This is a genomic window from Bradyrhizobium sp. LB11.1 (genome assembly GCF_040549385.1).
Taxonomy (GTDB): domain Bacteria; phylum Pseudomonadota; class Alphaproteobacteria; order Rhizobiales; family Xanthobacteraceae; genus Bradyrhizobium.
The window spans coordinates 371,894-396,593 of sequence record NZ_JBEPTH010000006.1 but is presented as its reverse complement, the minus strand read 5'-3'; the positions used below and the strand labels follow the sequence as shown (position 1 = coordinate 396,593).

At 64.6% G+C, this 24,700-nt stretch carries 26 protein-coding genes, 1 tRNA gene and 1 pseudogene; 23 read left to right on the top strand and 5 right to left on the bottom strand.

The features are described from left to right. Positions 1 to 20: 20 nt before the first annotated feature. The 6 genes and pseudogenes from phnL (at position 21) to ABIA96_RS18940 (ending at position 4,784) form a co-directional block, all read left to right on the top strand. Positions 21 to 719 (top strand): phosphonate C-P lyase system protein PhnL, encoded by a 699-nt coding sequence (phnL, locus tag ABIA96_RS18965; protein ID WP_354138551.1) that lies wholly within the window; start codon positions 21 to 23, stop codon positions 717 to 719. Between the two features lie 12 nt (positions 720 to 731). Beyond that, entirely contained in the window at positions 732 to 1,889 is a 1,158-nt protein-coding gene (locus tag ABIA96_RS18960; protein ID WP_354138550.1) for an alpha-D-ribose 1-methylphosphonate 5-triphosphate diphosphatase, read from the top strand. After that, entirely contained in the window at positions 1,886 to 2,482 is a 597-nt protein-coding gene (gene phnN, locus ABIA96_RS18955; RefSeq protein WP_354138549.1) for a phosphonate metabolism protein/1,5-bisphosphokinase (PRPP-forming) PhnN, read from the top strand. The genes ABIA96_RS18960 and phnN overlap by 4 nt, the downstream gene beginning before the upstream one ends. Before the next feature lie 85 nt (positions 2,483 to 2,567). Further along, positions 2,568 to 3,179, top strand: a complete 612-nt coding sequence (locus ABIA96_RS18950) for a pyridoxamine 5'-phosphate oxidase family protein (protein ID WP_354138548.1) — start codon at positions 2,568 to 2,570, stop codon at positions 3,177 to 3,179. A 406-nt stretch (positions 3,180 to 3,585) separates the two neighbouring features. Continuing rightward, positions 3,586 to 3,806 (top strand): annotated as a pseudogene (locus tag ABIA96_RS18945) (hypothetical protein). A gap of 24 nt (positions 3,807 to 3,830) precedes the next feature. Then, positions 3,831 to 4,784, top strand: coding sequence for a sulfonate ABC transporter substrate-binding protein (locus tag ABIA96_RS18940; protein ID WP_354138547.1), 954 nt, complete (start codon positions 3,831 to 3,833; stop codon positions 4,782 to 4,784). 6 nt (positions 4,785 to 4,790) lie between these two features. Here ABIA96_RS18940 and ABIA96_RS18935 read toward each other — a convergent pair whose 3' ends face one another. Together ABIA96_RS18935 and ABIA96_RS18930 are read right to left on the bottom strand one after the other, a co-directional pair. Further along, positions 4,791 to 5,573, bottom strand: a complete 783-nt coding sequence (locus tag ABIA96_RS18935) for an alpha/beta fold hydrolase (protein WP_354138546.1) — start codon at positions 5,571 to 5,573, stop codon at positions 4,791 to 4,793. Positions 5,574 to 5,577: 4 nt separating this feature from the next. Then, a complete protein-coding gene (locus ABIA96_RS18930; protein WP_354138545.1) occupies positions 5,578 to 6,873 on the bottom strand; it encodes an O-acetylhomoserine aminocarboxypropyltransferase in 1,296 nt (431 codons plus the stop codon). A 341-nt stretch (positions 6,874 to 7,214) separates the two neighbouring features. Here ABIA96_RS18930 and ABIA96_RS18925 point away from each other — a divergent pair, with 341 nt between their 5' ends. Beyond that, positions 7,215 to 8,924: a methyl-accepting chemotaxis protein gene (locus ABIA96_RS18925; protein WP_354138544.1), complete on the top strand. Its 1,710-nt coding sequence runs from the start codon at positions 7,215 to 7,217 to the stop codon at positions 8,922 to 8,924. 141 nt (positions 8,925 to 9,065) lie between these two features. Here ABIA96_RS18925 and ABIA96_RS18920 read toward each other — a convergent pair whose 3' ends face one another. Then, entirely contained in the window at positions 9,066 to 10,073 is a 1,008-nt protein-coding gene (locus tag ABIA96_RS18920; RefSeq protein ID WP_354138543.1) for an LLM class flavin-dependent oxidoreductase, read from the bottom strand. A 190-nt stretch (positions 10,074 to 10,263) separates the two neighbouring features. Between ABIA96_RS18920 and ABIA96_RS18915 the strand changes: the two genes are divergently transcribed. The 4 genes from ABIA96_RS18915 (at position 10,264) to ABIA96_RS18900 (ending at position 14,301) form a co-directional block, all read left to right on the top strand. Continuing rightward, positions 10,264 to 10,767 carry a peptidase associated/transthyretin-like domain-containing protein gene (locus ABIA96_RS18915; protein WP_354138542.1) on the top strand — a complete coding sequence of 168 codons (504 nt, stop codon included), beginning with the start codon at positions 10,264 to 10,266 and terminating at the stop codon, positions 10,765 to 10,767. An 11-nt stretch (positions 10,768 to 10,778) separates the two neighbouring features. Continuing rightward, positions 10,779 to 11,408 (top strand): ferric reductase-like transmembrane domain-containing protein, encoded by a 630-nt coding sequence (locus tag ABIA96_RS18910; protein ID WP_354138541.1) that lies wholly within the window; start codon positions 10,779 to 10,781, stop codon positions 11,406 to 11,408. 171 nt (positions 11,409 to 11,579) lie between these two features. Then, positions 11,580 to 12,056, top strand: a complete 477-nt coding sequence (locus tag ABIA96_RS18905; protein ID WP_354138540.1) for a cyclic nucleotide-binding domain-containing protein — start codon at positions 11,580 to 11,582, stop codon at positions 12,054 to 12,056. A 1,219-nt stretch (positions 12,057 to 13,275) separates the two neighbouring features. Then, positions 13,276 to 14,301, top strand: coding sequence for an outer membrane protein (locus ABIA96_RS18900; protein ID WP_354138539.1), 1,026 nt, complete (start codon positions 13,276 to 13,278; stop codon positions 14,299 to 14,301). A gap of 133 nt (positions 14,302 to 14,434) precedes the next feature. Here ABIA96_RS18900 and ABIA96_RS18895 read toward each other — a convergent pair. Beyond that, positions 14,435 to 14,509: transfer RNA gene (locus ABIA96_RS18895), tRNA-Thr, on the bottom strand. 317 nt (positions 14,510 to 14,826) lie between these two features. Here ABIA96_RS18895 and ABIA96_RS18890 point away from each other — a divergent pair. The 5 genes from ABIA96_RS18890 (at position 14,827) to ABIA96_RS18870 (ending at position 18,869) form a co-directional block, all read left to right on the top strand. Continuing rightward, complete coding sequence (locus ABIA96_RS18890) at positions 14,827 to 15,015, top strand: hypothetical protein (RefSeq protein ID WP_354138538.1); 189 nt, start codon at positions 14,827 to 14,829, stop codon at positions 15,013 to 15,015. A gap of 27 nt (positions 15,016 to 15,042) precedes the next feature. Further along, on the top strand, positions 15,043 to 16,749 hold the full coding sequence (locus ABIA96_RS18885; protein WP_354138537.1) for an FAD-dependent oxidoreductase: 1,707 nt from the start codon (positions 15,043 to 15,045) through the stop codon (positions 16,747 to 16,749). A 123-nt stretch (positions 16,750 to 16,872) separates the two neighbouring features. Next, on the top strand, positions 16,873 to 17,181 hold the full coding sequence (locus tag ABIA96_RS18880; RefSeq protein WP_354138536.1) for an EthD family reductase: 309 nt from the start codon (positions 16,873 to 16,875) through the stop codon (positions 17,179 to 17,181). A 327-nt stretch (positions 17,182 to 17,508) separates the two neighbouring features. Then, on the top strand, positions 17,509 to 18,018 hold the full coding sequence (locus ABIA96_RS18875) for a hypothetical protein (RefSeq protein ID WP_354138535.1): 510 nt from the start codon (positions 17,509 to 17,511) through the stop codon (positions 18,016 to 18,018). A 26-nt stretch (positions 18,019 to 18,044) separates the two neighbouring features. Then, positions 18,045 to 18,869, top strand: coding sequence for an alpha/beta fold hydrolase (locus ABIA96_RS18870; RefSeq protein WP_354138534.1), 825 nt, complete (start codon positions 18,045 to 18,047; stop codon positions 18,867 to 18,869). A gap of 9 nt (positions 18,870 to 18,878) precedes the next feature. Here the strand turns inward: ABIA96_RS18870 and ABIA96_RS18865 are convergent, their stop codons facing one another. Next, positions 18,879 to 19,532 carry a TetR/AcrR family transcriptional regulator gene (locus tag ABIA96_RS18865; protein WP_354138533.1) on the bottom strand — a complete coding sequence of 218 codons (654 nt, stop codon included), beginning with the start codon at positions 19,530 to 19,532 and terminating at the stop codon, positions 18,879 to 18,881. 83 nt (positions 19,533 to 19,615) lie between these two features. On the opposite strand from ABIA96_RS18865, the gene ABIA96_RS18860 reads away from it, so the two are divergent. The 7 genes from ABIA96_RS18860 to yacG all read left to right on the top strand — a co-directional run bounded on the left by ABIA96_RS18860 (position 19,616) and on the right by yacG (position 24,670). Then, positions 19,616 to 20,554 carry an SDR family oxidoreductase gene (locus ABIA96_RS18860; protein ID WP_354138532.1) on the top strand — a complete coding sequence of 313 codons (939 nt, stop codon included), beginning with the start codon at positions 19,616 to 19,618 and terminating at the stop codon, positions 20,552 to 20,554. Between the two features lie 158 nt (positions 20,555 to 20,712). After that, a complete protein-coding gene (locus ABIA96_RS18855) occupies positions 20,713 to 21,162 on the top strand; it encodes a DUF2948 family protein (protein ID WP_354138622.1) in 450 nt (149 codons plus the stop codon). Positions 21,163 to 21,303: 141 nt separating this feature from the next. Then, positions 21,304 to 22,599, top strand: a complete 1,296-nt coding sequence (hisD, locus tag ABIA96_RS18850; protein WP_354138531.1) for a histidinol dehydrogenase — start codon at positions 21,304 to 21,306, stop codon at positions 22,597 to 22,599. After that, positions 22,596 to 23,093 carry a UPF0262 family protein gene (locus ABIA96_RS18845; RefSeq protein ID WP_071909262.1) on the top strand — a complete coding sequence of 166 codons (498 nt, stop codon included), beginning with the start codon at positions 22,596 to 22,598 and terminating at the stop codon, positions 23,091 to 23,093. Before hisD ends, ABIA96_RS18845 begins: the two co-directional genes overlap by 4 nt. Positions 23,094 to 23,099: 6 nt before the next feature. Then, the gene (locus ABIA96_RS18840; protein WP_354138530.1) at positions 23,100 to 23,567 is read left to right on the top strand and encodes an arsenate-mycothiol transferase ArsC; all 468 of its coding nucleotides are present in this window, start codon (positions 23,100 to 23,102) and stop codon (positions 23,565 to 23,567) included. A 154-nt stretch (positions 23,568 to 23,721) separates the two neighbouring features. Continuing rightward, positions 23,722 to 24,351: a Maf-like protein gene (locus ABIA96_RS18835; RefSeq protein ID WP_354138529.1), complete on the top strand. Its 630-nt coding sequence runs from the start codon at positions 23,722 to 23,724 to the stop codon at positions 24,349 to 24,351. A 136-nt stretch (positions 24,352 to 24,487) separates the two neighbouring features. Further along, on the top strand, positions 24,488 to 24,670 hold the full coding sequence (gene yacG, locus ABIA96_RS18830) for a DNA gyrase inhibitor YacG (RefSeq protein WP_354138528.1): 183 nt from the start codon (positions 24,488 to 24,490) through the stop codon (positions 24,668 to 24,670). The last annotated feature ends 30 nt before the right edge of the window (positions 24,671 to 24,700 follow it).

Genomic DNA, 24,700 nt, shown 5'->3' with positions numbered 1-24,700 from the left:
TTTTCAACATGAGCACTCCAATGACCGCCATGATCGACATCGCCGACGCCAACAAGACCTTCACGATGCACCTGCAAGGCGGCATCGAATTGCCTGTGGTGCGCGGCGTGACCTTCCACGTCGATCCCGGCGAGTGCGTCGTGCTGTCCGGCCCGTCCGGTGCCGGCAAATCCTCGATCCTGAAGATGATCTTCGGCAATTACCGCTGCGATTCCGGCCGGATCGGCATCCGCCATCGCGGCGAGGTGATCGACCTCGCCACCGCCGAGCCGCGGCAGGTCCTCAACGTCCGCCGCGCCACCATCGGCTATGTCAGCCAGTTCCTGCGGGCGGTGCCGCGGGTCACCACCATCGACGTCGTCGCCGAGCCTCTGATCGTCAACGGCATGACCCGTGCGGATGCGCAGGCGCGCGCCGGCGCGCTCTTGCATCGTCTCAACATCCCCGAGCGGCTCTGGCAGCTTCCGCCCGCGACCTTCTCCGGCGGCGAGCAGCAGCGCGTCAACATCGCGCGCGGCTTTATCCCGGATCTGCCGATCCTGCTGCTGGACGAGCCGACCGCATCGCTCGATGCCGCCAACCGCGCCGTCGTGGTGGCGCTGGTCGCCGAAAAGAAGCGCCAGGGCGTCGCCATGGTCGCGATTGTCCATGACGACGAAATCCGCCATCTGATCGCCGACCGCATCGTCGACGTTACCAGCTTTGCCGCCGCGGCCTGAAGGAAGAGGGACATGAACGCCAAGCCGAAGGACATCGTGATCGCCAACGCCAGGATCGTGCTGGCGGACCGGGTGATCGAGCAGGGCTGGCTCGCTGTCGCGGACGGGCGCATTGCCGAGATCGGCGAGGGCAAGGCGCCCGCGGGCGCGGAGGATGCCGGCGGCGATCTGATCATGCCGGGCCTGATCGAGCTCCACACCGATCATCTCGAAGCCCATTACGTGCCGCGTCCAAAAGTGTTCTGGAATCCGGTCGCCGCCGTCATCTCCTATGACGGTCAGCTTGCGACCTCGGGCATCACCACGGTGTTCGATTCGCTGCGTGTCTGGCGCGAGGACGGGGCCGAGGAGGTCGATGGCCGCGCCGGCGTGCTTGCCGCCGCGATCACGACCGCGCGAGATGGCAACCTGCTGCGCGCTGACCACTTCCTGCACCTGCGCTGCGAAATCCCGATGCCAAGCGTGGTTGAGGAAGCCAAGGAGTTGATCGACCGCCCCGACGTGCGGCTGATGTCGCTGATGGATCACACCCCCGGCCAGCGCCAGTTCCGTGACGAGGTCAAGCTGCGCGACTACTATCGCGGTAAGGGTGGTGGCAAGACTGACGCTGAGCTCGACGAGCTGTTCGCAAAACGCTTCGAGTATCAGAAGGCCTATGCCGCAAGCAACATGCGCCAGATCGTGACGCTGGCGCATCAGTACAGGATTCCGCTGGCAAGCCATGACGACACCACCGAGGAGAACGTCGCGGATGCCGTGCGTGACGGCGTCGCAGTGGCGGAATTCCCGACCACGTTGGAGGCCGCGCGCGGCTTGCATCAGGCCGGCATCGACATCCTGATGGGCGCGCCCAACGTCGTGCGCGGCGGCTCGCATTCCGGCAACATCGCCGCGGTCGATCTTGCCCGTGAAGGCCTGCTCGACATCCTGTCGTCGGACTACATCCCCTCCAGCCTGCTGATGGGCGCCCTGCAACTGCCCGAGCATGCGCCGTCGATCAGTCTGCCGGCGGCCGTTCGCACCGTGACCAAGGCGCCGGCCGATGCGGTCGGCCTCACCGACCGCGGCGAGGTCGCGATCGGCAAACGCGCCGATCTGATCCGCGTGCACGTTGCCGGCAGCGTTCCCGTGGTCCGCAGCGTCTGGCGCGAGGGGGACCGCGTCGCATGAGCGAGACCGTCACGACGGCCACGGCGCAGGCGGGCGCGATTGGACCGGGGCGACTGGTGCTCGTGGTCGGCCCGAGCGGCGCCGGCAAGGACACGCTGCTGCGGCTGGCGCAGGCGGCCTGTGTCGACGATCACGACATCGTCTTCCCACGCCGCGTCGTGACGCGCGCGTCATCTGTCGACGAGGACAATATTGCGGTGAGCCCCGACGAATTCGCCCGCGCGCGCGATCACGGCGATTTCGCCGTGCATTGGGACGCGCATGGCCATTCCTACGCGCTGCCGCTCGAGATCAACGACGACATCCGCGCCGGACGCGCTGTCGTCGCCAACGTCTCGCGCACGGTCATCGCCGCGCTGCGCCAGGCCTATGCCAATGTCGTCGTGGTCGCGATCACGGCGCCTCCGGATGTGCTGGCGCAGCGGCTTGCCGCGCGGGCGCGGCACAGCGATGGCAATCTCGCCAACCGCCTTGCGCGCAGCGTCGACGACATTTCGGCACATGCCGACGTCACCATCCTCAATGCGGGTAGCGCGGAGTATCACAGCCGCCACCTCTTGCGCGTGATCAGGAATGAATGCTGGCACGAGTAAAGCGTTTTCGAGCGAAGTGGATTCCGGTTCGCGTCAAGAAAATGCGTCAGAACAAGAATCTCGCCGGCAAAACAAGGAGACTGGAATGTCGGTGATCGAGACGGTCGAACAGCTGGAAGCCATCTACGGCGCCACCAATGACGCCTCGACCGTGAAAGTCGCCGACCACGTCACTCCGCTCTATCGAATCTTCATCGAGAAGGCGCCGTTCGCGGCGCTCGCCACGATCGGGCCCGAGGGCATCGACTGCTCGCCGCGCGGCGATCTCCCGGGTTTCGTTCGAATCCATGACTCGAACACGTTGATGCTGCCCGATCGCCGCGGCAACAACCGGGTCGATTCCCTGCGCAACATCGTGCGTGACCCGAGGGTGTCGCTGATGTTCCTGATCCCCGGCTGGGGCAATGCGGTCCGTGCCAACGGCCGCGCGCATCTCTCGGTCGATCCGGAACTGCTGGCCTCGTTCAAGGTCGAGGGCAAGGCGCCGCGCAGCGTCATGGTGATGAACGTGGAAGAAATCTACTTCCAGTGCGCCCGCGCCATCGTCCGCTCCGACCTCTGGAATCCCGACAAGCGCATCGATCCCAAGACGCTGCCGACGCCCGGCCAGATCCTCGCCGAGATGAGCGAGAACAAGGTCGGCGGCGCGGAGTATGATCGCATCTGGCCGGAGCGCGCTGCGGCGACGATGTGGTGAGCCCCACACTCTCGTCTCCTTCGCCCCGCAAGCGGGGCGAAGTGAAGAGGGAGCCCACCCCGCATATGACCGCAGCCGAGCATCTGCGGTCGCGCGAGATGAATCTGCCTGTCAGTGCTTGCAGCGGGAGAAGGGCGCGAGCGCGCGGCCTTCAAATATGGACAGCCATTTCATTGACCGAACGCGCCAATCGCTCGATATTCAAAGCATCGAAACTGCTCATCGAGCTTGATGCCGCGATATGAGACCCGATCACCAGCGCAATCATAACGACATGCATGCGTGCATGACGCGGCGCTGTTTCTCGGTGGCTACCGGCGCCTGTTGTTGTTGCTGACCACCTGGCAACATTCCACACCCGAAAATCTCAAGACAGGAACGCCGAGACTTCGGCGAGCGAGCAGTCATGTCCCAATCGCAGTCGACCGCCTACATCATCGAAATCCACGATCGTGCCGCCGGCATCATCACAAGAGACGAGCGCGGCTTCCGCTTCTTCTCTTCCGAGCGCCTGTTCGACAGTCTCGAAGGCCGTCAGTTCCGCTCGGCGCGCGAGGCCGAGCGGGCCGCCCGCGCCGTGTTCTCCGACGGAGCCGCCGCGCGAATTCTTCATTCTTCGCCAACTGAACCTGCACTCAAAAGGACCGCAACATGATTGCACGACGACAACTTCTGACTGCAACGCTGCTCCTGGCAGCCGCCTTGGCCACACCCGCGCACGCCGAGGACAAGCCGACGGAGATCCGCATCGGCACGCAGAAGGGTGGCTTCTTCCCAGCCGTGCGCCAGCGTCAGACGCTCGAAAACGCCTTCAGGCCGCTTGGCATAGAGATCAAATGGATCGACTTCCAGTTTGGTCCACCGCTACTCGAGGCCATCAACGTCGGCAGCGTCGATTTCGGCTTCGTCGGCGACACTCCGCCGATCTTCGCCCAGGCCGGCGGCGCCAAGATCCGCTATGTCGCGGCGGTGAAGTCGGAAGGTGACAATCAGGCGATTATTGTGCCGAAGGATTCGCCGATCAAGACGCTGGCTGACCTCAAAGGCAAGCGCGTCGCCTTCGGCAAGGGGTCTAGCGCGCACAATCTGCTGGTCGCGGCACTCGAAAAGGCCGGCCTGTCCTGGTCCGACATCACGTCGGCGCCGCTCGCGCCGGCCGACGCGACAGCCGCCTTCGTGAAGGGCTCGGTCGACGCCTGGTCGATCTGGGATCCTTATCTCGCGCTCGCCGAGCTGAAGGAGAACGCGCGCGTTCTCGTCTTCGACAAGGACGTGCACAAGCCGAACGCCTTCTACATCGCCAATACGGATTTCGTCGAAAGATATCCGTCGCTGGTCGCCAAGCTGAACACGACCTTCTCGTCCGAAGGCGTGTGGGCCGAGGCGCATCACGAGGAGGTCGCAAAGGCGCAGTCAGAGGCAACCGGCGTCGACATTGAAGCCGTCCGCCGTTTCGTCAACCGCTCCACTTATAGCGTGGTGCCGCTGGACGCCGAGGTGATCAAGAGCCAGCAGGCGGTGGCCGACCGCTTTGCAAAGCTCGGCCTGATCCCGAAGCCGGTCAACGTGTCCGACATCGTCTGGAAGTGGACGCCGGGCTCCTGAGGCGGTTCAGCCCCTCAGTGCTGCCAGCAATTCATCCGGGCGCTCGGCCATGATCATGTGGCCCGCGCCTGGCACCACCATGGTCTTTGCGTGCGGGATTGCGGCGGCGAGCGCCTTGCCGGCTTTCACCGGTGTCATCATGTCCCGCTCGCCGAGGATGAAGCTCGCAGGCACCTTTACGCTCGCGGCGGCGGTCAGCGCATTCGCGTAGGCGTTGCAGGCCGACAAATCCTTGAACAGCACGCCGGGCTCGCAATGCTTCAACACCGCCTGCGCGCCGCCATGCATCCACAGGCCCGGCGCGAGGCTGCCGCCGAGCTCGGCCGTGAAGCCGAGCCCCCAGATCGAGACCATATCGTTGGCGTCCTGCTCGTTGGCTTCGGCGGCCTTCAGCAGATCGGGGCCGACCGTCATCTTCGCGGCGGTGCCGATCAGGCTCAGTGCGGAAACCTTGCCGGGGTGACGCGCTGCCGTCTCCAGCGAGATCAGCGATCCCATGGAATGGCCGATCAGGTGCGCCTTGGAGCCACCTGCTGCATCGATGAGCGCCGCCGTCCAGTCGGCCATCTCGGCGATGCTTGTGAGTGACGGTCCGACCGAGCGGCCGTGGCCGGGCATATCAGGCGCCAGCACACCAAAGCCGTGATGGGCGAACCAGCGCGTGTGCAGCGCCCAGGTTGAATGGTCGAAGCCGGCGCCGTGGATGAAGACGACTGTGGGCAGCGCCTTGTCGAATTCGCGGCCGCCGGTTGCGACAAACACCTCGGCGCCGTTGACGAAAAGCTTCATCGTGTCAAACCTTCTGCGAGATGCGCAGCGCCTGCGCGAGATCGTCGATGATGTCGCTGGCGGTCTCGATGCCGACCGATAGCCGCACCAGCTCTTCGCCGATGCCGGCAGCCTTGAGTTGCTCGGCATCCATCTGCTGGTGCGTGGTCGAGGCGGGATGGATCACCAGCGTCTTGGCGTCGCCGACATTGGCGAGATGGCTGATCATGCGCAGGGACTCGATGAACTTGCGCCCCGCAGGCCGACCTCCTTTGATGCCGAAAGAGACGATCGAGCCCGCGCCGCGCGGCAGGAGTTGCTTTGCAAGCTGGTAGTCCGTGTGGTCTTCAAGCGAGGGATGCAGCACCCAGTCCACCGCCTTGTTGGCCTTGAGCGCTTCCAGCACGAGATGGGTGTTTTGAATGTGGCGGTCCATGCGCACGCCGAGCGTCTCCACGCCCTGGAGAAGCTGGAACGCGTTGGTCGGCGATAGGCAGGCGCCAAAATCGCGCAGGCCTTCGGTGCGCGCGCGCATGATGAAGGCCGCCGTGCCGAACTGCTCGTCGAAGACGATGCCGTGATAGCCGCCATAAGGTTCGGTCAGCACGCCGAATTTGCCGGAACCCCGCCAGTCGAAGCGGCCGCCGTCGACGAGGGCGCCGCCGATCGCGATGCCGTGGCCGCCGATCCATTTGGTCGCCGAATGCATGACGATGTCGGCACCGAGCTCGATCGGCCGGCTGAGATAGGGCGTCGCAAAAGTGTTGTCGATCAGCAGCGGAATTTCTGCGTCGTGCGCGATTCCCGCGACCTTCGGGATATCGAGCACCTCCAGCCCGGGATTGCCGATGGTTTCGCCGATCACCAGTTTCGTGTTCGGCCTGATCGCTTTCCGGAATGCATCATGATCGCGCGGCTTCACGAACGTCGTGGTGATGCCGAAGCGCGGTAGCGTGTGCGCCAGCAAATTGATGGTGCCGCCATAGAGCGAGCTCGACGCCACGATGTGGTCGCCGGCATTCAAAAGCGTGGCGATGGCGAGATGCAGCGCAGCCATGCCGCTCGCCGTGCAGATCGCGCCGACGCCGCCTTCGAGCGCTGCAAGCCGCTCTTCCAGCACGCCGGTGGTCGGATTGGAGATTCGCGTATAGATGTGGCCGGCGCGCTCCAGGTTGAACAGCGCGGCAGCGTGGTCGGAATCCTGGAACACGTAGGACGTCGTCTGGTAGATCGGCACCGCGCGGGCGCCGGTTGCGGGATCTGGATGCTGGCCCGCATGCAGGCTCAGGGTCTCGAAGGCAGGCGGTTTTGGCGCGGGCATGCGTGGCCTCTTTGGTCGGTCGGCGGAGGCCGCCCTTGTGCCACAAAAACGCACGCCACGTCAGCCCATTGACAGCGCCGAGCGACCTCACGCAGCGACACACATTCCCTATGTGAGCAATCCAGGATCGTGCCGCGGATGCATTTCTGGAATGCTTCGCTGCGCTCGCAATGACGGAGCGCGGCCACATTAATCTTTCGGTAACACCCGAGACGATCCGTGGCGCGTTCGTGGCGTAACTGGGTTTTTAACGAATTGCCTCTAGTTTGCGCATTCCCACCTCGTGATGGCCGGCTGCCTGATTCGATTGGCGCTGTGCCCAGCAACATCGAAGAGGCAGAATGCCGGCTCTCAAGAATCTGTTTTCGCTGCGCTCGATCGGCGCCAAGCTCGCCCTCATGACGGTGGTCGGTGCGATCTGCATGGCGCTGGTCGCCTCCACGATCCTGTGGCTCGCGCGCAATCAGCTCGTCACCGAGCGGGTCGAGAAAGCGCATGCCGCCGTCGACATCGTCTGGAACCTGGCAGATGGCTATTACAAGGCCTACAAGGCCGGCCAGATGACCGAGGAGGAGGCCAAAAAGCGCTTCCTCGAAGCCAATAATTACGTCTGGTACGAAGACCACAGCAACTACGCCTATATCTACGACTACGAAACAGGCCTGTGCGTCTCCAATCCCGGCATTCCGCAATTCGTCGGTAAGGACATGCGTCCGAACAAGGACGCCGACGGCAATTTCTTTGCCGTCACCCTGATGGGCATCGCCAAGAAGGGCCAGGGCACGCTGCGTTATTCGTTCCGCCGCAGCGGCTCGGATCCGACCCCGCTCGCGAAGATCGCCTTCACCCGCGGTTTCGCACCGTGGAATCTGATGATCGGCTCGGCCGAATATATGTCGGAAGTCGACAATTCCTTCTGGTCGATGGCGCAGACGGCCTCGATGGTCATCGCCGTGCTGATGCTGATCTCGATCATGATCGCCTGGGCGGTCGGCCGCAGCGTGGTCAAGCCGCTGACGGGCCTGAAGGAGCGCATGGCCTCGCTCAGCCAGGGCCAGCTCGATGCGCCGGTCGCCTATGCCGATCGTCATGACGAGATCGGTGAGATGGCGCGCACCGTGCAAGTGTTCCGGGACGCCATGTTAGAGACCAACCGCCTGCGCGAGGAGCAGTCCGTCACCGAGCAGCGCCAGGGCGAGGCGCGCAAGCTCGACATGAATCGGCTGGCCGATCAGTTCGAGCGCGAGGTCGGCGAGATCATCGAGCTGGTGTCGGTTGCCGCGGACCAGCTCGAGACGTCGTCGACGACGCTGTCCAAGACCGCCGACACCGTCACGCAGGTCTCGAACCGCGCCTCCACGGCGTCGGGCGAAGCATCGGCGAATGTGCATTCGGTGGCCGCCGCGAGCGAGGAGCTTGCGTCTTCCATCGGCGAAATCTCTCGCCAGGTCGAGACCTCGGCCAGGATCGCGGGCGAGGCCGTCAGCCAGGCGCAGAAGACCGACAGCCGTATCAGCGAGCTGTCGCAGGCCGCTGGCCGGATCGGCGATGTCGTCGACCTCATCCAGACCATCGCCGGCCAGACCAATCTGCTGGCGCTGAACGCGACCATCGAGGCCGCGCGTGCCGGCGAAGCCGGTCGTGGCTTTGCCGTGGTGGCGTCCGAGGTGAAGTCGCTGGCCGAGCAGACAGCCAAAGCAACGGACGAGATCAGCCAGCAGATCTCCGACATCCAGTCGGCGACGCGGGATTCGGTCGCGGCGATCAAGGAGATCGGGGCGACGATCGGAAAGATATCGGAGATCTCGGCCGCAATCACGACCTCGGTCGAGCAGCAGGGCACCGCCACGCAGGAGATTTCCCGCAATGTGCAGCGCGCTGCCGAAGGCACCTCGCAGGTCGGGACCAGCATCGCCGACGTCCAGCGCGGCGCATCAGAGACCGGCAGCGCCTCCGCGCAGGTGCAGTCGGCCGCGCAATCGCTCGCCACTGAAAGCACCCGGTTGAAGCGCGGCGTCGCCAGCTTCATGAACTCGATCAGGGCGGCGTAAGCGCCGTTTCCTTGCGGCCATCCTTCGAGACGCCCGCCACTGGCGGGCTCCTCAGGATGAGGTGTCTCGTGTTGCTGTTAGACCCTCATGGTGAGGAGCCCGCTGGAGGCGGGCGTCTCGAACCATAGAGGCCGAGCACTCTCAAATTGCCGTCTGCCCCGCCAACCGATCCCGCACTTCGGCTGCGATCTCGAACGAGCGCAGCCGCGCGGCGTGGTCGTAGATCAGTCCCGTGGTCATCAGCTCATCCGCGGCGGTGTCGGCGATCAGCGCCCTCAGCTTGTCCTCGACAACCGCCGGCGTGCCGACGGCGGAGCAGGCCAGCGACTGCGCGACGCCGGCTTTCTCGGCCGGCGACCACAGCGCGTCCATGTCGTCGACCGGCGGCGGCAGCTGGCCCGGCGTGCCGCGGCGCAGATTGATGAACTGCTGCTGCAGCGAGGTGAACATGCGCTGCGCCTCGACATTGCTGTCGGCCGCGAACACATTGACGCCGACCATCGCATAGGGCTTGTCGAGCTGCGCTGACGGCTCGAACCGCGCGCGGTATTCGCGCAGCGCCGGCATCATCATCTGTGGCGCGAAATGCGAGGCGAAGGCGAAGGGCAGCCCCAGCATGGCCGCGAGCTGCGCGCCGAACATGCTGGAGCCGAGGATCCACAGCGGCACTTTCGTTCCCATACCTGGCACGGCGCGGATGGCCTGGTTCGGCTGCACATCGCCGAGCAGCGCCTGCAATTCCAGCACGTCGTGCGGAAAATTCTCGGAACTCGTCGCGAGATCGCGCCGGAGCGCCCGCGCGGTGAACTGGTCGGTGCCCGGCGCGCGGCCGAGCCCGAGATCGATCCGTCCAGGGTACAGCGACTCCAGCGTGCCGAACTGCTCGGCGATGATCAGCGGCGAATGGTTCGGCAGCATGATCCCGCCGGACCCGACGCGGATCGTTTTGGTGCCGCCCGCCACGTGCCCGATCACCACCGATGTCGCCGCACTCGCGATGCCCGTCATGTTGTGGTGCTCGGCCAGCCAGAACCGCTTGAAGCCCCAGGCTTCCGCATGCTGGGCAAGATCGACCGAATTGCGAAACGCCTGCGACGCATCGGAGCCCTGTTTGATGGGAGCGAGGTCGAGCACGGAGAAGGGGATCATGTGGGGGATACCGGAGTGGAGGAGCTGCGTGTCTGAGAGAGCCACATGTAGTGTCACCGCGCAGGATGGGTAGAGCACCGATCACAACCCTGTTATGGCGACCCATGGCGCCCTCCGTCTCAACTGGGCGTTTTGCGCGTGTTGTTGTACCCTCTGCCGAGCCGCTGCACCGCCGCCAGGAGGACCTGACATGACCATCGTCGTACTCAGCCGCCGCACCCTCCTCGCTGCCGGCGGCTCCGTCGTTGCAACCGGTGTTTTGGCAGGCGCAGGTTCCGGCCTGCTACTGCCGGCCCGCGCGGATGGCCTCGCGCCGACCGAAACGATGACGGGCGGGGCGAACAATTACCGCAAGGGCGCGGCGATCGTGGATCGGATCGGCAAGGGCGGATTCTGGATGAGCGGCACCGTGCGCCGCGCCGGCGACGGGGCGCCGCTTGCCGGACAGCGCATCCAGATCTGGGCGCACACGGTCGAAGGGCAGGAGCACGAACCGCAGAGTCACGGCGCCACGCTCACCGACAAGGACGGCGCGTTCCGGCTGGAGATGCCGCAGATCATTCCCATCTTCGGCCAGCCGCATGGTCACCTCGCCTATGACAGCGGTGAGTTCAAGACCGTCTTCCTGCGGCCGATCATGCGGAGCGTTAAGGAAACCAGCCTCGAGGCGCACTTCGTGCTTCAGCCGGCCTGATCGGATTGCAAATGACGGGGTGGAGATCGGCCTTCAAACCCCTGATCTGGGCCGTCTTCGCCTTGGCCATTGGTGTGCCGATCGCGCTCGCAGCAGAGAGCGAGCAGCTCGCATGGCGCGGCCCGGTCTACATCCTGGCCGGATTCGCAGGAATCATCGCCCTCGGTCTCGTGCTGGCTCAGCCGCTGCTGATCGGCGGATATTTGCCGGGTCTGTCGCCCTATCGTGGACGGCGCGCCCATCACTGGATCGGCGGCGCGCTGGCTCTGGCGGTGGTGATCCACGTCGCCGGCCTCTGGATCACCAGTCCGCCCGACATGATCGACGCTCTCACCTTCTCATCGCCGACGCCGTTCTCCCCCTTTGGCGTGATCGCGATGTGGGCCATCTTCGCGGTCGCGCTTCTCGCGCGACTTCGCCGGCGCTTGGGACTGCGGCTGCGAACCTGGCGCATCGTCCATCTTCCGCTCGCAATCGTCATCGTCGCCTGCAGCGTGGTCCATTGCCTGCTGATCGAAGGGACGATGGAGACGAACTCGAAGGCGTTGCTTTGCGCAGCTGCGCTCGCGGCAACCGTCAAGGTCATGATAGACCTTTGGCGAAAGCGGACGCTGCGCGGCGAGAGCGCTGTGCGGCAGTGAAATGGCCGTGTCGGTTGAGGTTCGTAGCCCGGATGGAGCGAAGCGCAATCCGGGACGACTTCGTCCGTGGTTGATAACCCCGGATTACGCTTACGCTCCATCCGGGCTACGCCACTGACCTCATCCTGCGGGCTGATTGCCGCTATCAGCGACGGGAGGTATGCTCACGCGATGACTGTCAGTGCCCCCGATCTGAAAGCGTTCCTGCTTGCGACGCCGTTCTTCGGCGGTCTCACGAACCCAAGCCTCGAACTCCTGATATCGATGCTGGTCGAACGCAACTTCGACATCGGTGCAACCGTCGTGGCGGAAGGCGAGCCGGGACGCTCGATGTTCATCGTCAAATCCGGCCGGCTCGCGGTGAGCAAGCGCGCGAATTCCGGGAGCGTCGTCCCGATTTCCACTCTGGGGCCCGGCGATTTCTTCGGCGAAATGACGCTGATCGAAATGCAAAACCGCTCCGCCACCGTCATCGCGGCGAGCCCGACCGTGCTGTACGAGCTGACGGCCCAAAAGCTCTACGCCTGCTATAAGGCCGACATCCACGCCTATGTGATCGTCCTGCAGAACATCAATCGCGAACTCTGCCGGCGGCTGCGCCGTGCCGACGATCGGATTGCGGGTCATCAGATGGGTGAAGAAGATTGATCGCGCGTCGTGCGTAGGATGGGGAGAGCGCAGCGAAACCCATCATGCCTCGGCACCGAATGAGCCCCCGACGGGTTTCGCTGCGCTCTACCCATCCTACAAGCCGGCCCGACTACAGCAGCGCCAATGAGTGCAGCGAGTTTCTATGAAGGCCGAAGGCAACGACGCCGGACAGAAGCAGCGCAGTCCCAGTCACGATCAGGCAACACGCAAACACTGTTGGAGCCTCTGGTTCGTCATTAATGACCAGAACGATAATAGATAAATTTTTACCGACAATCGAAAGGAAGAATTAACCTTACCTGGGCGGCCCAACAGGTGGGAACCTCGGAATCACGCCTGCCGACGTGTCGGCGGGCTTGTGTTCGCCACGCACGCCAATTTGCCCGTCGGGCAAAACACCCACCTCCCGCCAAACCCCCGTCAACCCCTCTCCACAAAAATATTCCACTTTACCGAAATTCGGAATTGCGGCATATTCTCGCCATCCCGGCCCGAGGAGAGGGGCGATCGTACGTCGTGTCGAACGTGGGCTGGGGATGCGGTGGACGCGGCAGCGCCGGCGCGGATGTGGGGGCAGGGCGGGTAGAGGATTGAGCCGAACCCCGTGAGCTCACCACAAGCCGTGTCGTACGAACGGCGCCTTGCCCGGCGAAGCCCCTTGGCGAAGTCGGGTCGCTGCGTACGGCCAAACCGTGTGGTCCCGGCTGTCGTTGCTACAGCCAAGCTTTCGCGACGACGCATCGCCCCAACCGGGCGCGGTGCATCAACTTTCGCGGAGTGACGGTGACAACAGGAACTCGTCGCCGGGGAGAGCGCGGCATACGCCGTCAACCCATCGCGCAGGGAAGGCCGAGTGTTCGGCGTCACCTGTATGCTGCTGTGCGGTTTCCTTGCGCTACACCTTCGCGCAGCGGACCGCGGGTGCCCGTCGGCACCCGGTCTTCCCTGCGCCCTCTTCACGGAGGAGGGCGAAAGAAGGAAGCAAAACTCGGGCGTTTCGAGCCGCGAGAATGCCGCTTCATGCGCAATTTGAGAGTGGTGCTGCCAGACAGGATTGATGGAGACGCGCGCGCCTGTCGCTCAGAATCCACACGGCGTTGGAGATCTCCAGCGGACGGCTGAAACGATGGTCTGCGTCGATGCGATAGCTTTGCGATGTCCCGGCCTGACTCCATAGTGGCAGCCAATGATTCGTAACCAGGGGGCGGGATCTCAAATGACAGCGCGCAAGTGTTTTATCGTGGCGGCGGGCTTGATGGCGGCGGGTGCCGCCCAGGCCGAGGAGGTTCCATCCAACGCTGAGCTGTTTCGCATGCTGAAGGCGCAACAGCAGACCATTTCCGAGTTGCGCGCCGAGTTGAAGCAGGCAAAACAGGAGCGGCGCGCTGCCACTCCGCGAGAGGCCCGCGAGGCGACACCGGCAGCCAGGCCGGCCGGACGCGATGCCGCGAAGGAGACGGTGGTGGCGACTCCGCCCGCGCAGGCCTATGCGATGTACACCAAGGGGCCCGCAGTCTTGCCGGCTTCCAACCGCAGCGCCTATGTCGGCGTTTTCGGTGGCGGGGGTAGTCGCGGCAGCACCGGCGTCAGCCAGTTCGGCACCGCCTTTTTCACCGAGGCCGTCGGAGGCCCCATGGCCATCAATGCCACGGGGCAGACCGGCAGTGGCGGCGTCGGGTTCGGCGGCGCGCATCTCGGTTATGAGTGGTCGTATGGCGCTTATTTGCGTCCCGCACTGGAGATCGAGGGTTTCTATCTTGCAAGTAACCAGCAGCGCGCGACGCTGGTAAATCCCACGGACCGGCTTCCCGAACACACCTTCGACAATACGTTCCCGACCCGCACCACGGTGCTTCTGGCAAATATGGTTGTTGGCTTCCAGACGCCCTATCAGAACTTCACGCCCTATATCGGCGGCGGGTTCGGCGCGGCCCGAGTCTCCATCAACGGCGCTACGTCCACCCAGACCGACCCGGCGGAACCTGGCATCAATCATTTCAACTCGAACCCCGACTCCTCCGCCTGGACCTTTGCGGCACAGGCAAAGGCCGGCGCGCGCTTCGCCCTTGGTGACAGCGGCGCATACCTGTTTGGCGAGTACCGCTATTTGTATGTCGGCGACGTGGGCCAGGTGTTTGGTTCGACCGTGGATCCCACGCATGTTCCGACCAGCGCATGGACGACCGGTTTCGGTGGGACGTCCCACCATCTGGCTGCCGGCGGCGTCGGCTTCAGCTTCTGAGTTTGAGCGGCGCTTGATTTCCGCGAGAACCGGAGAGGGGCGGACGACAAGTCCTGCCCCTCTTGCGCCGCGCAATGGGCTGCAAGGAGATCGCTCTTCAGAAGCTGGCGATGCGTTGATGTGTCTGAGGAAATGGTGCTGCCAGACAGGATTGAACTGTCGACCTCTCCATTACCAATGGAGTGCTCTACCACTGAGCTACGGCAGCAATGCTGGGATAAGAATCGGCCGCCACAAAGGGGGCCTACCGAGCGGGCCGATATCTGCCACAGGCCTCCCCGCTGTGCAAGCTTGCAGGCCCCGCCAAAACGAGAAAATCGGGGCGATATCAGGGGTAACACGGCTGTTTCGGCTCGAAACGACTGACTTTCGCCAATTTTGGTTCCGCTTCCCCCGCCAACTGGCCAGTTGGCCGCCGAAGCGGATTCGCTTCATTTTGAGTTTCGCACGATCGGGACCGCGCGGGCCTCTTGAGCTGCCGCATTCTCTGGGCATGTTATCGCCAACCGCTGTATTGGACCCGTGATGGCTGACAGGAACGACGAGAACGCAAGGCAAGCGAGGGGATCGCGGGACGATCGCCTGAAATCGGCGCTGCGAGAGAATCTGAAGCGGCGCAAGGCGCAGGCGCGCGAACGCGCCGCAAGCGCCGACCCCTCGCAAGCTGACGATGGTTCCCTAGATGAGGGGACCGCCGGCAAGGCCGACGGCTAAGAAATTTTGGAGTGAATGGACGTGACAATGGGGCAGGACGAATCGCAACGAAGCAAAGGTGATGCGCAGATGTCGCGTTTCACCCGCCCCGAGCAGACGTTCCCGGCGTTGACGCCGGCCGAGATCGAGCGTGTCAGCCATTTCGGAGAGCTCCGCACCTACAAGCATGGCGAGCTGCTGTTCGAAACCGGCAAGCCGGGACCGGGCATGTTCGTCGTGCTGACGGGCCATGTCGCCATAACCCAGCGCGACGGGCTCGGAAATGTCACCCCATTGATCGACCAGGGGCCGGGTCAATTTCTGGCCGAGCTCAGTCAGCTGTCCGGCCGTCCGGCGCTGGTCGACGGCCGCGCCGAAGGCGATGTCGAGACGCTGCTGCTGGCGCCGGAGCGGCTGCGCGCGCTGCTGGTCGCCGAGGCCGAGCTTGGCGAGCGCATCATGCGCGCGCTGATCCTGCGCCGGGTCAATCTGCTGCAGGCCGGCGTCGGCGGCATCGTGCTGATCGGTCCCTCGCATTCGGCCGGCGTGGTGCGGTTGCAGGGCTTCCTCACCCGCAACGGCCAGCCGCATCATCTGCTCGATCCGGATCGCGATCGCGATGCCGCCGAGGTGATCGCACGCTATTCGCCGAAGCCCGAGGACTGGCCGCTGATCGTCACGTCCGACGGCGCGGTGCTGCGCAATCCGGGCGAGACCGAGCTTGCGCGCGCGATCGGCATGATCGGCGGCCCGCGCAATGACCGCATCTACGATGTCGCGATCGTCGGCTGCGGACCGGCGGGGCTCGCGACCGCCGTGTATGCGGCCTCCGAAGGCCTTTCGGTCGCCGTGCTCGACACCCGCGCCTTCGGCGGCCAGGCCGGCGCCAGCGCACGCATCGAAAACTATCTGGGCTTCCCGACCGGGATTTCCGGACAGGCCCTCACGGCGCGCGCGTTCAACCAGGCGCAGAAGTTTGGCGCGGATATCATGATCCCGGTGACGGTGCAGTCGCTCGACTGCACGCAAAAGGATGGCGCGTTTTCGGTCGCGCTCGACGGCAACGATCCCTTGCGCTCGCGCGCGGTGGTGGTCGCGAGCGGCGCGCGCTATCGCCGGCCTGACATCGAGAATCTCGACAAGTTCGAGGGACGCGGCGTCTGGTATTGGGCTTCTCCGGTCGAGGCGAAGCTGTGCGCCGGCGAGGAAGTGGCGCTGGTCGGCGCCGGCAATTCGGCGGGACAGGCCGCCGTGTTTTTGTCGGGCCACGCCAGACGCGTGCTCATGATCATCCGCGGCGGCGGCCTCGGGGCCAGCATGTCGCGCTATCTGATCGAGCGCATCGAGGCGACGCCGAACATCGAGCTGATGTTCAATACCGAGATCTCGGCGCTCGAGGGCGACGAGGCTTCGCTGCTGCGGCGCATTCGCTTGAAGAGCCGCTTGTCGAACGACGAAGAGTCCGCCGACATCCGCAATATGTTCCTGTTCGTCGGCGCCGATCCCGCCACCGGCTGGCTCGACGGCTGCGGCGTGACGCTCGATCGTGGCGGCTTCGTCGTGACAGGCGCGCAGTCCGAGCTGAACCAGGGCAAGCTGGTGGCGCCGCTCGAGACCTCCGTGCCCGGCGTCTACGCCGTCGGCGACGTCCGCTCCGGCTCGGTCAAGCGCGTCGGCGGCGCCATCGGCGAAGGCGCGCAGGTCGTGGCCTCGCTCCACGGCTATCTCGGCGACGCCGCAAAACCGGCGCTTTAGTCAAGGACAAGACAAGTAAATGGCAAGTCGATTGTGACTTGCCATCTTGCCGTGTCCCGCGGACTATCCCCTCGTCGCGAGGTCAATCGCGCGCGGAAGAACAAGATTCAACGGGAGGACTAAATGGCCGAACTCGTCGTGCTCTACAAGACGCCCAAAGACGCTGCCGCTTTCGACAAGCATTATGCCGAGACCCACATTCCGCTCGCCAAGAAACTTCCCGGCCTGAAGAAATACGCCGTGAGCACGGGCGCGGTCGGTTCGCCCGCCGGACCATCAGGAGTCCATCTCGTCGCCATTCTCAGCTTCGACAGCGTGGGCGACATCCAGAAGGCCTTCGGCAGCGAAGCGGGCAAGGCGGCCGCCGGCGACGTGTCGAAATTCGCCAGCGGCGGTGCGGATCTTTTGATCTTCGACACCAAGGAAGTGTGATTCAACTTTCGTCGAAGACTGCAAGCCCATAGCCCGGATGGAGCGAAGCGTAATCCGGGGCCGCTGCATTTACACGCAAGAACCCCGGATTTCGCGGAGCCTGTCATCGGGCGGCGCTTCGCGCCGACCCGGTGGCTCCATCCGGACTACAAACTACAAACTGCTGTCCTGTGTGACAGCGCTGCAAAAAATTCAGCCATGCGTTTGCCGATTCGCACGATGACGCATGGCTGCGCGCGCATGTGTGATCGTGCCGCATGTGGCAATCCGATGAGGACCGTAATATCAATCTCCTGATCTCAATGCAGAGAGTAGGAGAGAGATGCCATGGTTCTCGGGATGAGCCTGCAAGCCTTCACACTGGTCCATGTCATCATCAGCCTGATCGCAATCGTCGCCGGTCTCGTCGTGATGTTTGGCCTGCTCGGCTCGAAGCCGATGCCGGGTCTCACCGCGATCTTTCTGCTGTTCACCATTCTGACCAACGCGACCGGCTTCCTGTTTCCGTTCAAGGAGCTGCTGCCGTCGTACATCATCGCCGGCATCTCGCTGGTACTGCTCGCGATCGCCTGCATCGCGCTCTACGGCATGAAGCTCAAAGGCGCGTGGCGGCCGGTCTACATCGTGACCGCGATGATCTCGCTGTACTTCAACGTCTTCGTGCTGGTGATCCAGTCGTTCCTGAAGGTCCCGGCGCTGGCCGCGCTCGCGCCGGCTGTGCCGCCGGCACCGCCGGGCGGTCCCGTGTTCGCCGTGGTGCAGGGCATCGTGCTGCTGTTCTTCGTGGTCGTCACCATTGGCGCCTGGCGCCGCTACAAGTCGATGGCGTTCGCCTGATCGTTTCCGACTAAGGGAGTCTCCCAATGCCCACCATCACCACAAAGGACGGTGTCGATATTTTCTATAAGGATTGGGGCTCGGGCCAGCCGATCGTGTTCAGCCATGGCTGGCCGCTGTCGGCCGACGACTGGGACGCGCAGATGTTGTTCTTCGCAGCGCACGGCTACCGCGTCATCGCCCATGACCGCCGCGGCCACGGTCGCTCGTCGCAGGTCTCCGACGGCCACGACATGGATCACTACGCCGACGATCTCGCGGCGGTGACCGCGCATCTCGACCTCAAGAGCGCCATCCATGTCGGCCATTCCACCGGCGGCGGCGAGGTCGTGCACTACATCGCGCGCCACGGCGAGAGCCGGGTGGCGAAGGCAGCGATCATCTCCGCGGTGCCGCCGTTGATGGTGCAGACGGCTGCCAATCCCGGTGGCCTGCCGAAGAAGGTGTTCGACGATTTCCAGGTCGCGCTCGCCGCCGGCCGTTCGCAATTCTATCGCGATGTCGCCGCAGGCCCGTTCTACAATTACAACCGTCCGGGCGCGAAACCCTCGGAAGCCGTGATCCAGAACTGGTGGCGGCAAGGCATGATGGGCGGCGCCAAGGCGCATTACGACGGCATCGTCGCGTTCTCGCAGACAGACTTCACCGAGGACTTGAAGAAGATCACCGTGCCGGTGCTGGTGATGCACAGCGAGGACGACCAGATTGTGCCTTACGCTGACGCCGGCCCGCTGTCGGCCAAGCTGCTCAAGAACGGTACGCTGAAGACCTACAAGGGCTTTCCGCACGGCATGCCGACCACGCACGCCGAAACCATCAATGCGGACCTGCTCGCGTTCTTCAAGGGCTGAGGCGAGACCTCACCCCAGGATCGCCCTGATCGCATCGAAGGTGCGCTTGACGAAAGCTTCCGGCTTGTCGCGCGTGCCTTCGCTGAGCCAGCTTTCGCCACCGACGCGCATCGCGCCGGTGGCGATCATGGCGACGAGCCGGGCCTTCAGCCGGTCCGACTTGCGGCCGGAGCGTTGCGCAAGCCCGTCCGCCAGCGCCCGTTCGAGCTTTTCGTATTTGAGCCGGTCGCGGGCCTGAAGCGCGGGATTGTCGTGCTTGAGCCGCGACATCGCGGCCGCCTCGGTCGGATTGATCCGCTTGATGGCCGCGGCGATGGCGTTCTCCGCCGCCGTGAGCATGGATTCCTCCGCAGGCCGCGCGAGAATCTCGGTGACCAGCGCCGCCGCCGCATCCTCCTGCCAGGCGGCGACCACGTCCTCCTTGGACGCGAAATAATGGAAGAAGCTGCGCCGCGACATGTCGGCAGCAGTCGCGATGTCGTCGATGGTCGTGGCCTCGAAGCCGCGCGCCAGGAACAGCGCCATCGCCGCGCGCTTCAACCGCTCGCGAGTTTCCTGCTGCTTGCGCTGGCGCAGGCCCGGGGTGACGGGGGATTTTACCTCTGCCGGCAATGGCTTGGGACGTGTCCTGACCGAAGTCGCGGCGGGCTTCGAAGCCTTCAAATTATTTCACCTCTTGCAAACTTGCACTCAGTGCACATTTAGACCCGTCGCGGCTCTCATTCCAGCCCCGACGGAGATATGGCATGACTGACTGGACCACGGCAGACATCCCCTCGCTCAGCGGCAAGACTGTCGTCGTCACCGGGGCCACTGGCGGCCTTGGCTATGAGACGGCACTGGCGCTGGCAGGCGCTGGAGCCATCGTCATACTCACCGGGCGCAACGACGCAAAGGGCCTGCGGGCGATCGAGGGCATTTGCGGCCGGTTTCCAAACGCCCTGATCGCCTATGAGCATCTCGACGTCGCCAGCCTGTCGTCGGTCGCCGATTTCGCCAAGCGCTTTTCCGCGAGCAACGACCAGCTCGACCTCCTCGTCAACAATGCCGGCGTGATGGCGCTGCCGAAGCGGCAGGAGACCGAGGATGGTTTCGAGATGCAGCTCGGCACCAACTATCTCGGCCATTACGCCCTGACGGCGCATCTGCTGCCGCGGCTTCGCCGCGCCAAGGCGCCCCGGATCGTCAATCTCTCGAGCCTCGCGCATCGCTCCGGCGCGATCAATTTCGACGATCTGCAGAGCCAGCGGTCCTATCGCCCCTGGCGGGCTTATTGCCAGTCCAAGCTCGCGATGCTGATGTTCTCGCTCGAACTGCAGCGGCGCAGCGATGCGGCGGGCTGGGGCTTGCAGAGTGTTGCCGCGCATCCGGGCTACGCGCGCACCGATCTCATTCCGAACGGGCCGGGCACCAACACCTTGCAGTGGCGGGTCGGCCGGTTGCTGCAGCCATTGATCAGCCAGTCCGCGGCTGAAGGCGCGCTGCCGACCCTGTTTGCGGCGACGTCCGAGGACGCGGAGCCCGGCGGCTATTACGGCCCGAACTGGTACTACGAATTGAAGGGGCCGCCCGTGGCGGCGAGGATCATGCCGCAGGCGAAGGATCTCGCTTCGGTTGCCATGCTGTGGGATGTCTCGACGACGCTGACCGGTGTATCGTTCGACGAGATCGCTGCCGCCGCATGAGCCGCGACTTCGGCGGGGACGTCCCGATGCGGGTCATTATTTTCGGCGCGACCGGCATGGTCGGGCAATAGCCTCTAGCCCGTAGACCCGTTAGTTTGCGGAAATTTCGGCAGCCCGGCGCGTTGAGCCGTATCAGCCCCCGAGGAGAAGTGCCGGTGATGTCTCCCCAGCTCAAACTGATCGCGCTCGATGCCGATGATCTCGCGGTGATCTCGACCCACGTGCAGGACGCCCGTGTGCAGCCTTCCGATATCATCTGGCGACAGGGCGAGAAGCGCCTTGTCGTCGGCATGAGCAGACTCGATTGGGAGCAGACGCTGGACGGCGAGGCCGAGCCGCGTCGGCTGGTTTCAGCGCTTCGCTTCGACCGCGTGCTCGCCTGCAAGTCGCGCAACATCGATCTTGCGACACCTGAGTCGGTTCTGGACCTCGTCGGCATCGAGTTTCATCCCCGGGACGGCCGCGACGAGGAGCCCGGAGGCAGCGCACTCTTGCTGTTTGCCCAGGGCGGCGCCATCCGCCTCGACGTCGAATGCCTGGAATGCGAGCTGACCGACCTGGGGGCGGACGAATTGGGAACGGGGCTGGGGATCGAGGAGGAGGGATGAGGTTGTCTGTATACCAGCCGACCCGACTCGGGCCGGAGCATGGGGCTGGCAAGGGTTGACGCAGCTTCCCCGCCGCGCCATTGAGCAGGGGGGCTGTGAGCCAGACTGCGCCCCTTAAACCAGCAGAAGCCAAGCCAAAAAATGCCCGTTCGTCTCGACCGCAGCAGCGCCGATTTTGACCAGCGATTCCAGGCCTTCCTGGCCGCCAAGCGCGAGGTCTCGGCCGATGTCGAGGCCGCGGCGCGCGCCATTGTCGACGACGTTGCCAGGCGCGGTGACGCCGCCCTGCTCGAGGCGACGGCGAAGTTCGACCGGCTGAAGCTGGATGCATCGGGCCTTCGCGTCTCAGCCGCCGAGATCGAAGCCGCGAAAAAGGCCTGCGATCCCGCGACGCTGGATGCGCTCAAGCTCGCGCACGACCGCATCGAGACCTATCATCGCCGCCAGCTGCCGAAGGACGAACGCTTCACCGACCCGCTCGGCGTCGAGCTCGGCTGGCGTTACACTGCAATCGAATCCGCGGGCCTCTATGTGCCCGGCGGCACCGCGGCCTATCCGTCGTCGGTGCTGATGAACGCGGTGCCGGCCAAGGTTGCCGGCGTCTCGCGGCTCGTGATGGTCGTGCCTTCGCCCGACGGCAAGCTCAATCCGCTGGTGTTGGCGGCTGCGCATCTCGGCGGCGTCAGCGAGATCTATCGCGTCGGCGGCGCGCAGGCTGTCGCCGCGCTCGCGCACGGCACCGCGACGATCGCACCGGTGGCAAAGATCGTCGGCCCCGGCAATGCCTATGTCGCCGCCGCAAAACGGCTGGTGTTCGGCAAGGTCGGCATCGACATGATCGCCGGCCCCTCCGAGGTGCTGGTGATCGCCGACGACACCGGCAATGCCGACTGGATTGCAGCGGATCTCTTGGCGCAGGCCGAGCACGATGCCAGCGCACAATCGATCCTGATCACCGATTCCGTGCGCCTCGCCGCCGATGTCGGGAAGGCCGTCGAAGCGCAGCTGAAGACGCTGCCGCGCGCGGCGATCGCGGGGCGCTCTTGGGCCGATTTCGGCGCCATCATCATGGTGAAGAACCTCACTGAGGCCATTCCGCTTGCGGACGCGATCGCCGCCGAGCATCTGGAAATCATGACCACCGATCCCGACGCGCTCGCCGCAAAGATCCGCAATGCCGGCGCTGTCTTCCTCGGTGCGCATACGCCGGAGGCGATCGGCGATTATGTCGGCGGCTCCAACCACGTGCTGCCGACGGCGCGCTCGGCGCGATTCTCCTCAGGGCTCGGGGTCGCTGATTTCATGAAGCGCACTTCGATCCTGAAATGCGGCCCGGACCAGCTGCGTGCGCTGGGCCCGGCGGCGATGACGCTCGGACAAGCGGAGGGGCTGGATGCCCATTCGCGCTCGATTGGATTGCGCCTCAATCTGTCATGACCCAGCCGCCCGAACAGGACGACTCGACCAATCGCATTGTCGCGGTGACCCTCGACGAGGACTCGATCGGCCGTTCCGGGCCCGACATCGAGCATGAGCGCGCGATCGCGATCTACGATCTGATCGAGCAGAATCTGTTCGCGCCCGACGGTGCGGACGGCAAGGGGCCGTTCACGCTGCATATCGGCATCACCGGCAGCCGGCTGATGTTCGACATCCGCCGCGAGGAAGGCACGCCGGTGGTTGCGCATCTGTTGTCGCTGACGCCGTTCCGGCGAATCGTGAAGGACTATTTCATGATCTGCGACAGCTATTACCAGGCGATCCGCACTGCGACCCCGGACAAGATCGAGGCCATCGACATGGGACGCCGCGGCATTCATGACGAGGGATCGCGCACGTTGCAGGAGCGGCTGAAGGGCAAGGTGCGGGTCGATTTCGAGACCTCGCGCCGGCTGTTCACGCTCATCACTGTCCTTCATTGGAAGGGTTAAACGCGGATGGCTGCGCCCCCACGCGCACGCGATCCACAATCGGTGCTGTTCGCCTGCGCGATGAACAGCGTGCGCTCACCGATGGCCGCGAGTCTGCTGCAGCACATGTTTCCGCAAGGCCTCTACGTGAAATCGGCCGGCGCCAGGAAGGGCGAGCTCGATCCCTTCGCGGTCGCGGTGATGGACGAGCTGGGGCAAGACATCTCCAGCCACAAGCCGCAGACCTTCGAGGAACTGGAGGACTGGGAGGGGCTGAATTTCGATCTCATCATCACGCTCTCGCCGGAAGCGCACCACAAGGCGCTGGAGCTGACCCGCACGCTCGCCTCCGACGTCGAATATTGGCCGACGCAGGATCCCACCACCATCGAGGGCAGCCGCGACCAGAAGCTCGCCGCCTATCGTGAGGTCTGCGACCAGCTCTTGATGCGCATCCGCCGGCGGTTCGCCAAGGTGGGCGCGGCGAGCGGGTAGCACAGGGCGGACGTAACACCCGCGTCACAGACTGAGGGCACACGCATGTCGGACACCTCGAATCACCAAACCTGGGTTCCCGGGTTGTGAAATCAGCCCCCTTCCGATAGGTTCCGCGCGCAATTCACCCCCTGCCTGATCCCCAAATCACCTGATGCTCGGCCGCCCCAAATTCGTTCTTGCCTCCGGTTCGCCGCGGCGCCTCTCGCTGCTCAACCAGGCGGGCATCGACCCCGACGCGCTCCGGCCGGCCGACGTCGACGAGACGCCGAAGCGGGGCGAACTGCCGCGCGCCTGCGCCAATCGCCTCGCGAGGGCCAAGGCCGATGCGGCGCTGAAGTCAGTCCATCTCGACGACGAGCTGCGCGGCGCCTTCATCCTGTCCGCCGACACCGTGGTGGCGGTCGGCCGCCGCATCCTGCCCAAGGCCAATCTCGTGGACGAGGCCGCGCAGTGCCTGCGGCTGCTGTCGGGCCGCAACCACCGCGTCTATACCGCGATCTGCCTGGTGACGCCGCGCGAGGCCTTCCGCCAGCGCCTGGTCGAGACCCGCGTCCGCTTCAAGCGTCTCTCGGAGGACGACATCCAAGCCTATATCGGCTCCGGCGAATGGCGCGGCAAGGCCGGCGGCTACGCCGTGCAGGGCATCGCCGGCTCGTTCGTGGTGAAGATGGTGGGGTCCTACACCAACGTGGTCGGCCTGCCGCTCTACGAGACCACGACGCTGCTCGGCGGCGAGGGCTTTCCGATCCGCTTCGGCTGGCTCAACGCCACGGCCGTCTGAGCAGGTCTCGACAAAAATCTCGAAAACAACCCCATGCACAGTAGAATCGGCTGGCGGGGAGTATGCGCCTCCGCCGCAGGAACCCGTTCGCAGACAGGCTCTTGAACCTCATCACCTCGTGTAAGCCGCCGCCATCATGGACGACCACGTCAAAAAGCCCGCCGGACCCCTCAAAACCTGCCCGATCTGCGGCAAGCCGCAGGTGCAGGCCACCCGTCCGTTCTGCTCCTCGCGCTGCCGCGACGTCGATTTGAACCGCTGGCTGAAAGGCTCGTATGTCATCCCCGGCCGGGACGACGAGGCAGATGGCGAAGAATAGTTGATATATATCAATTATTTACTTGAGCGA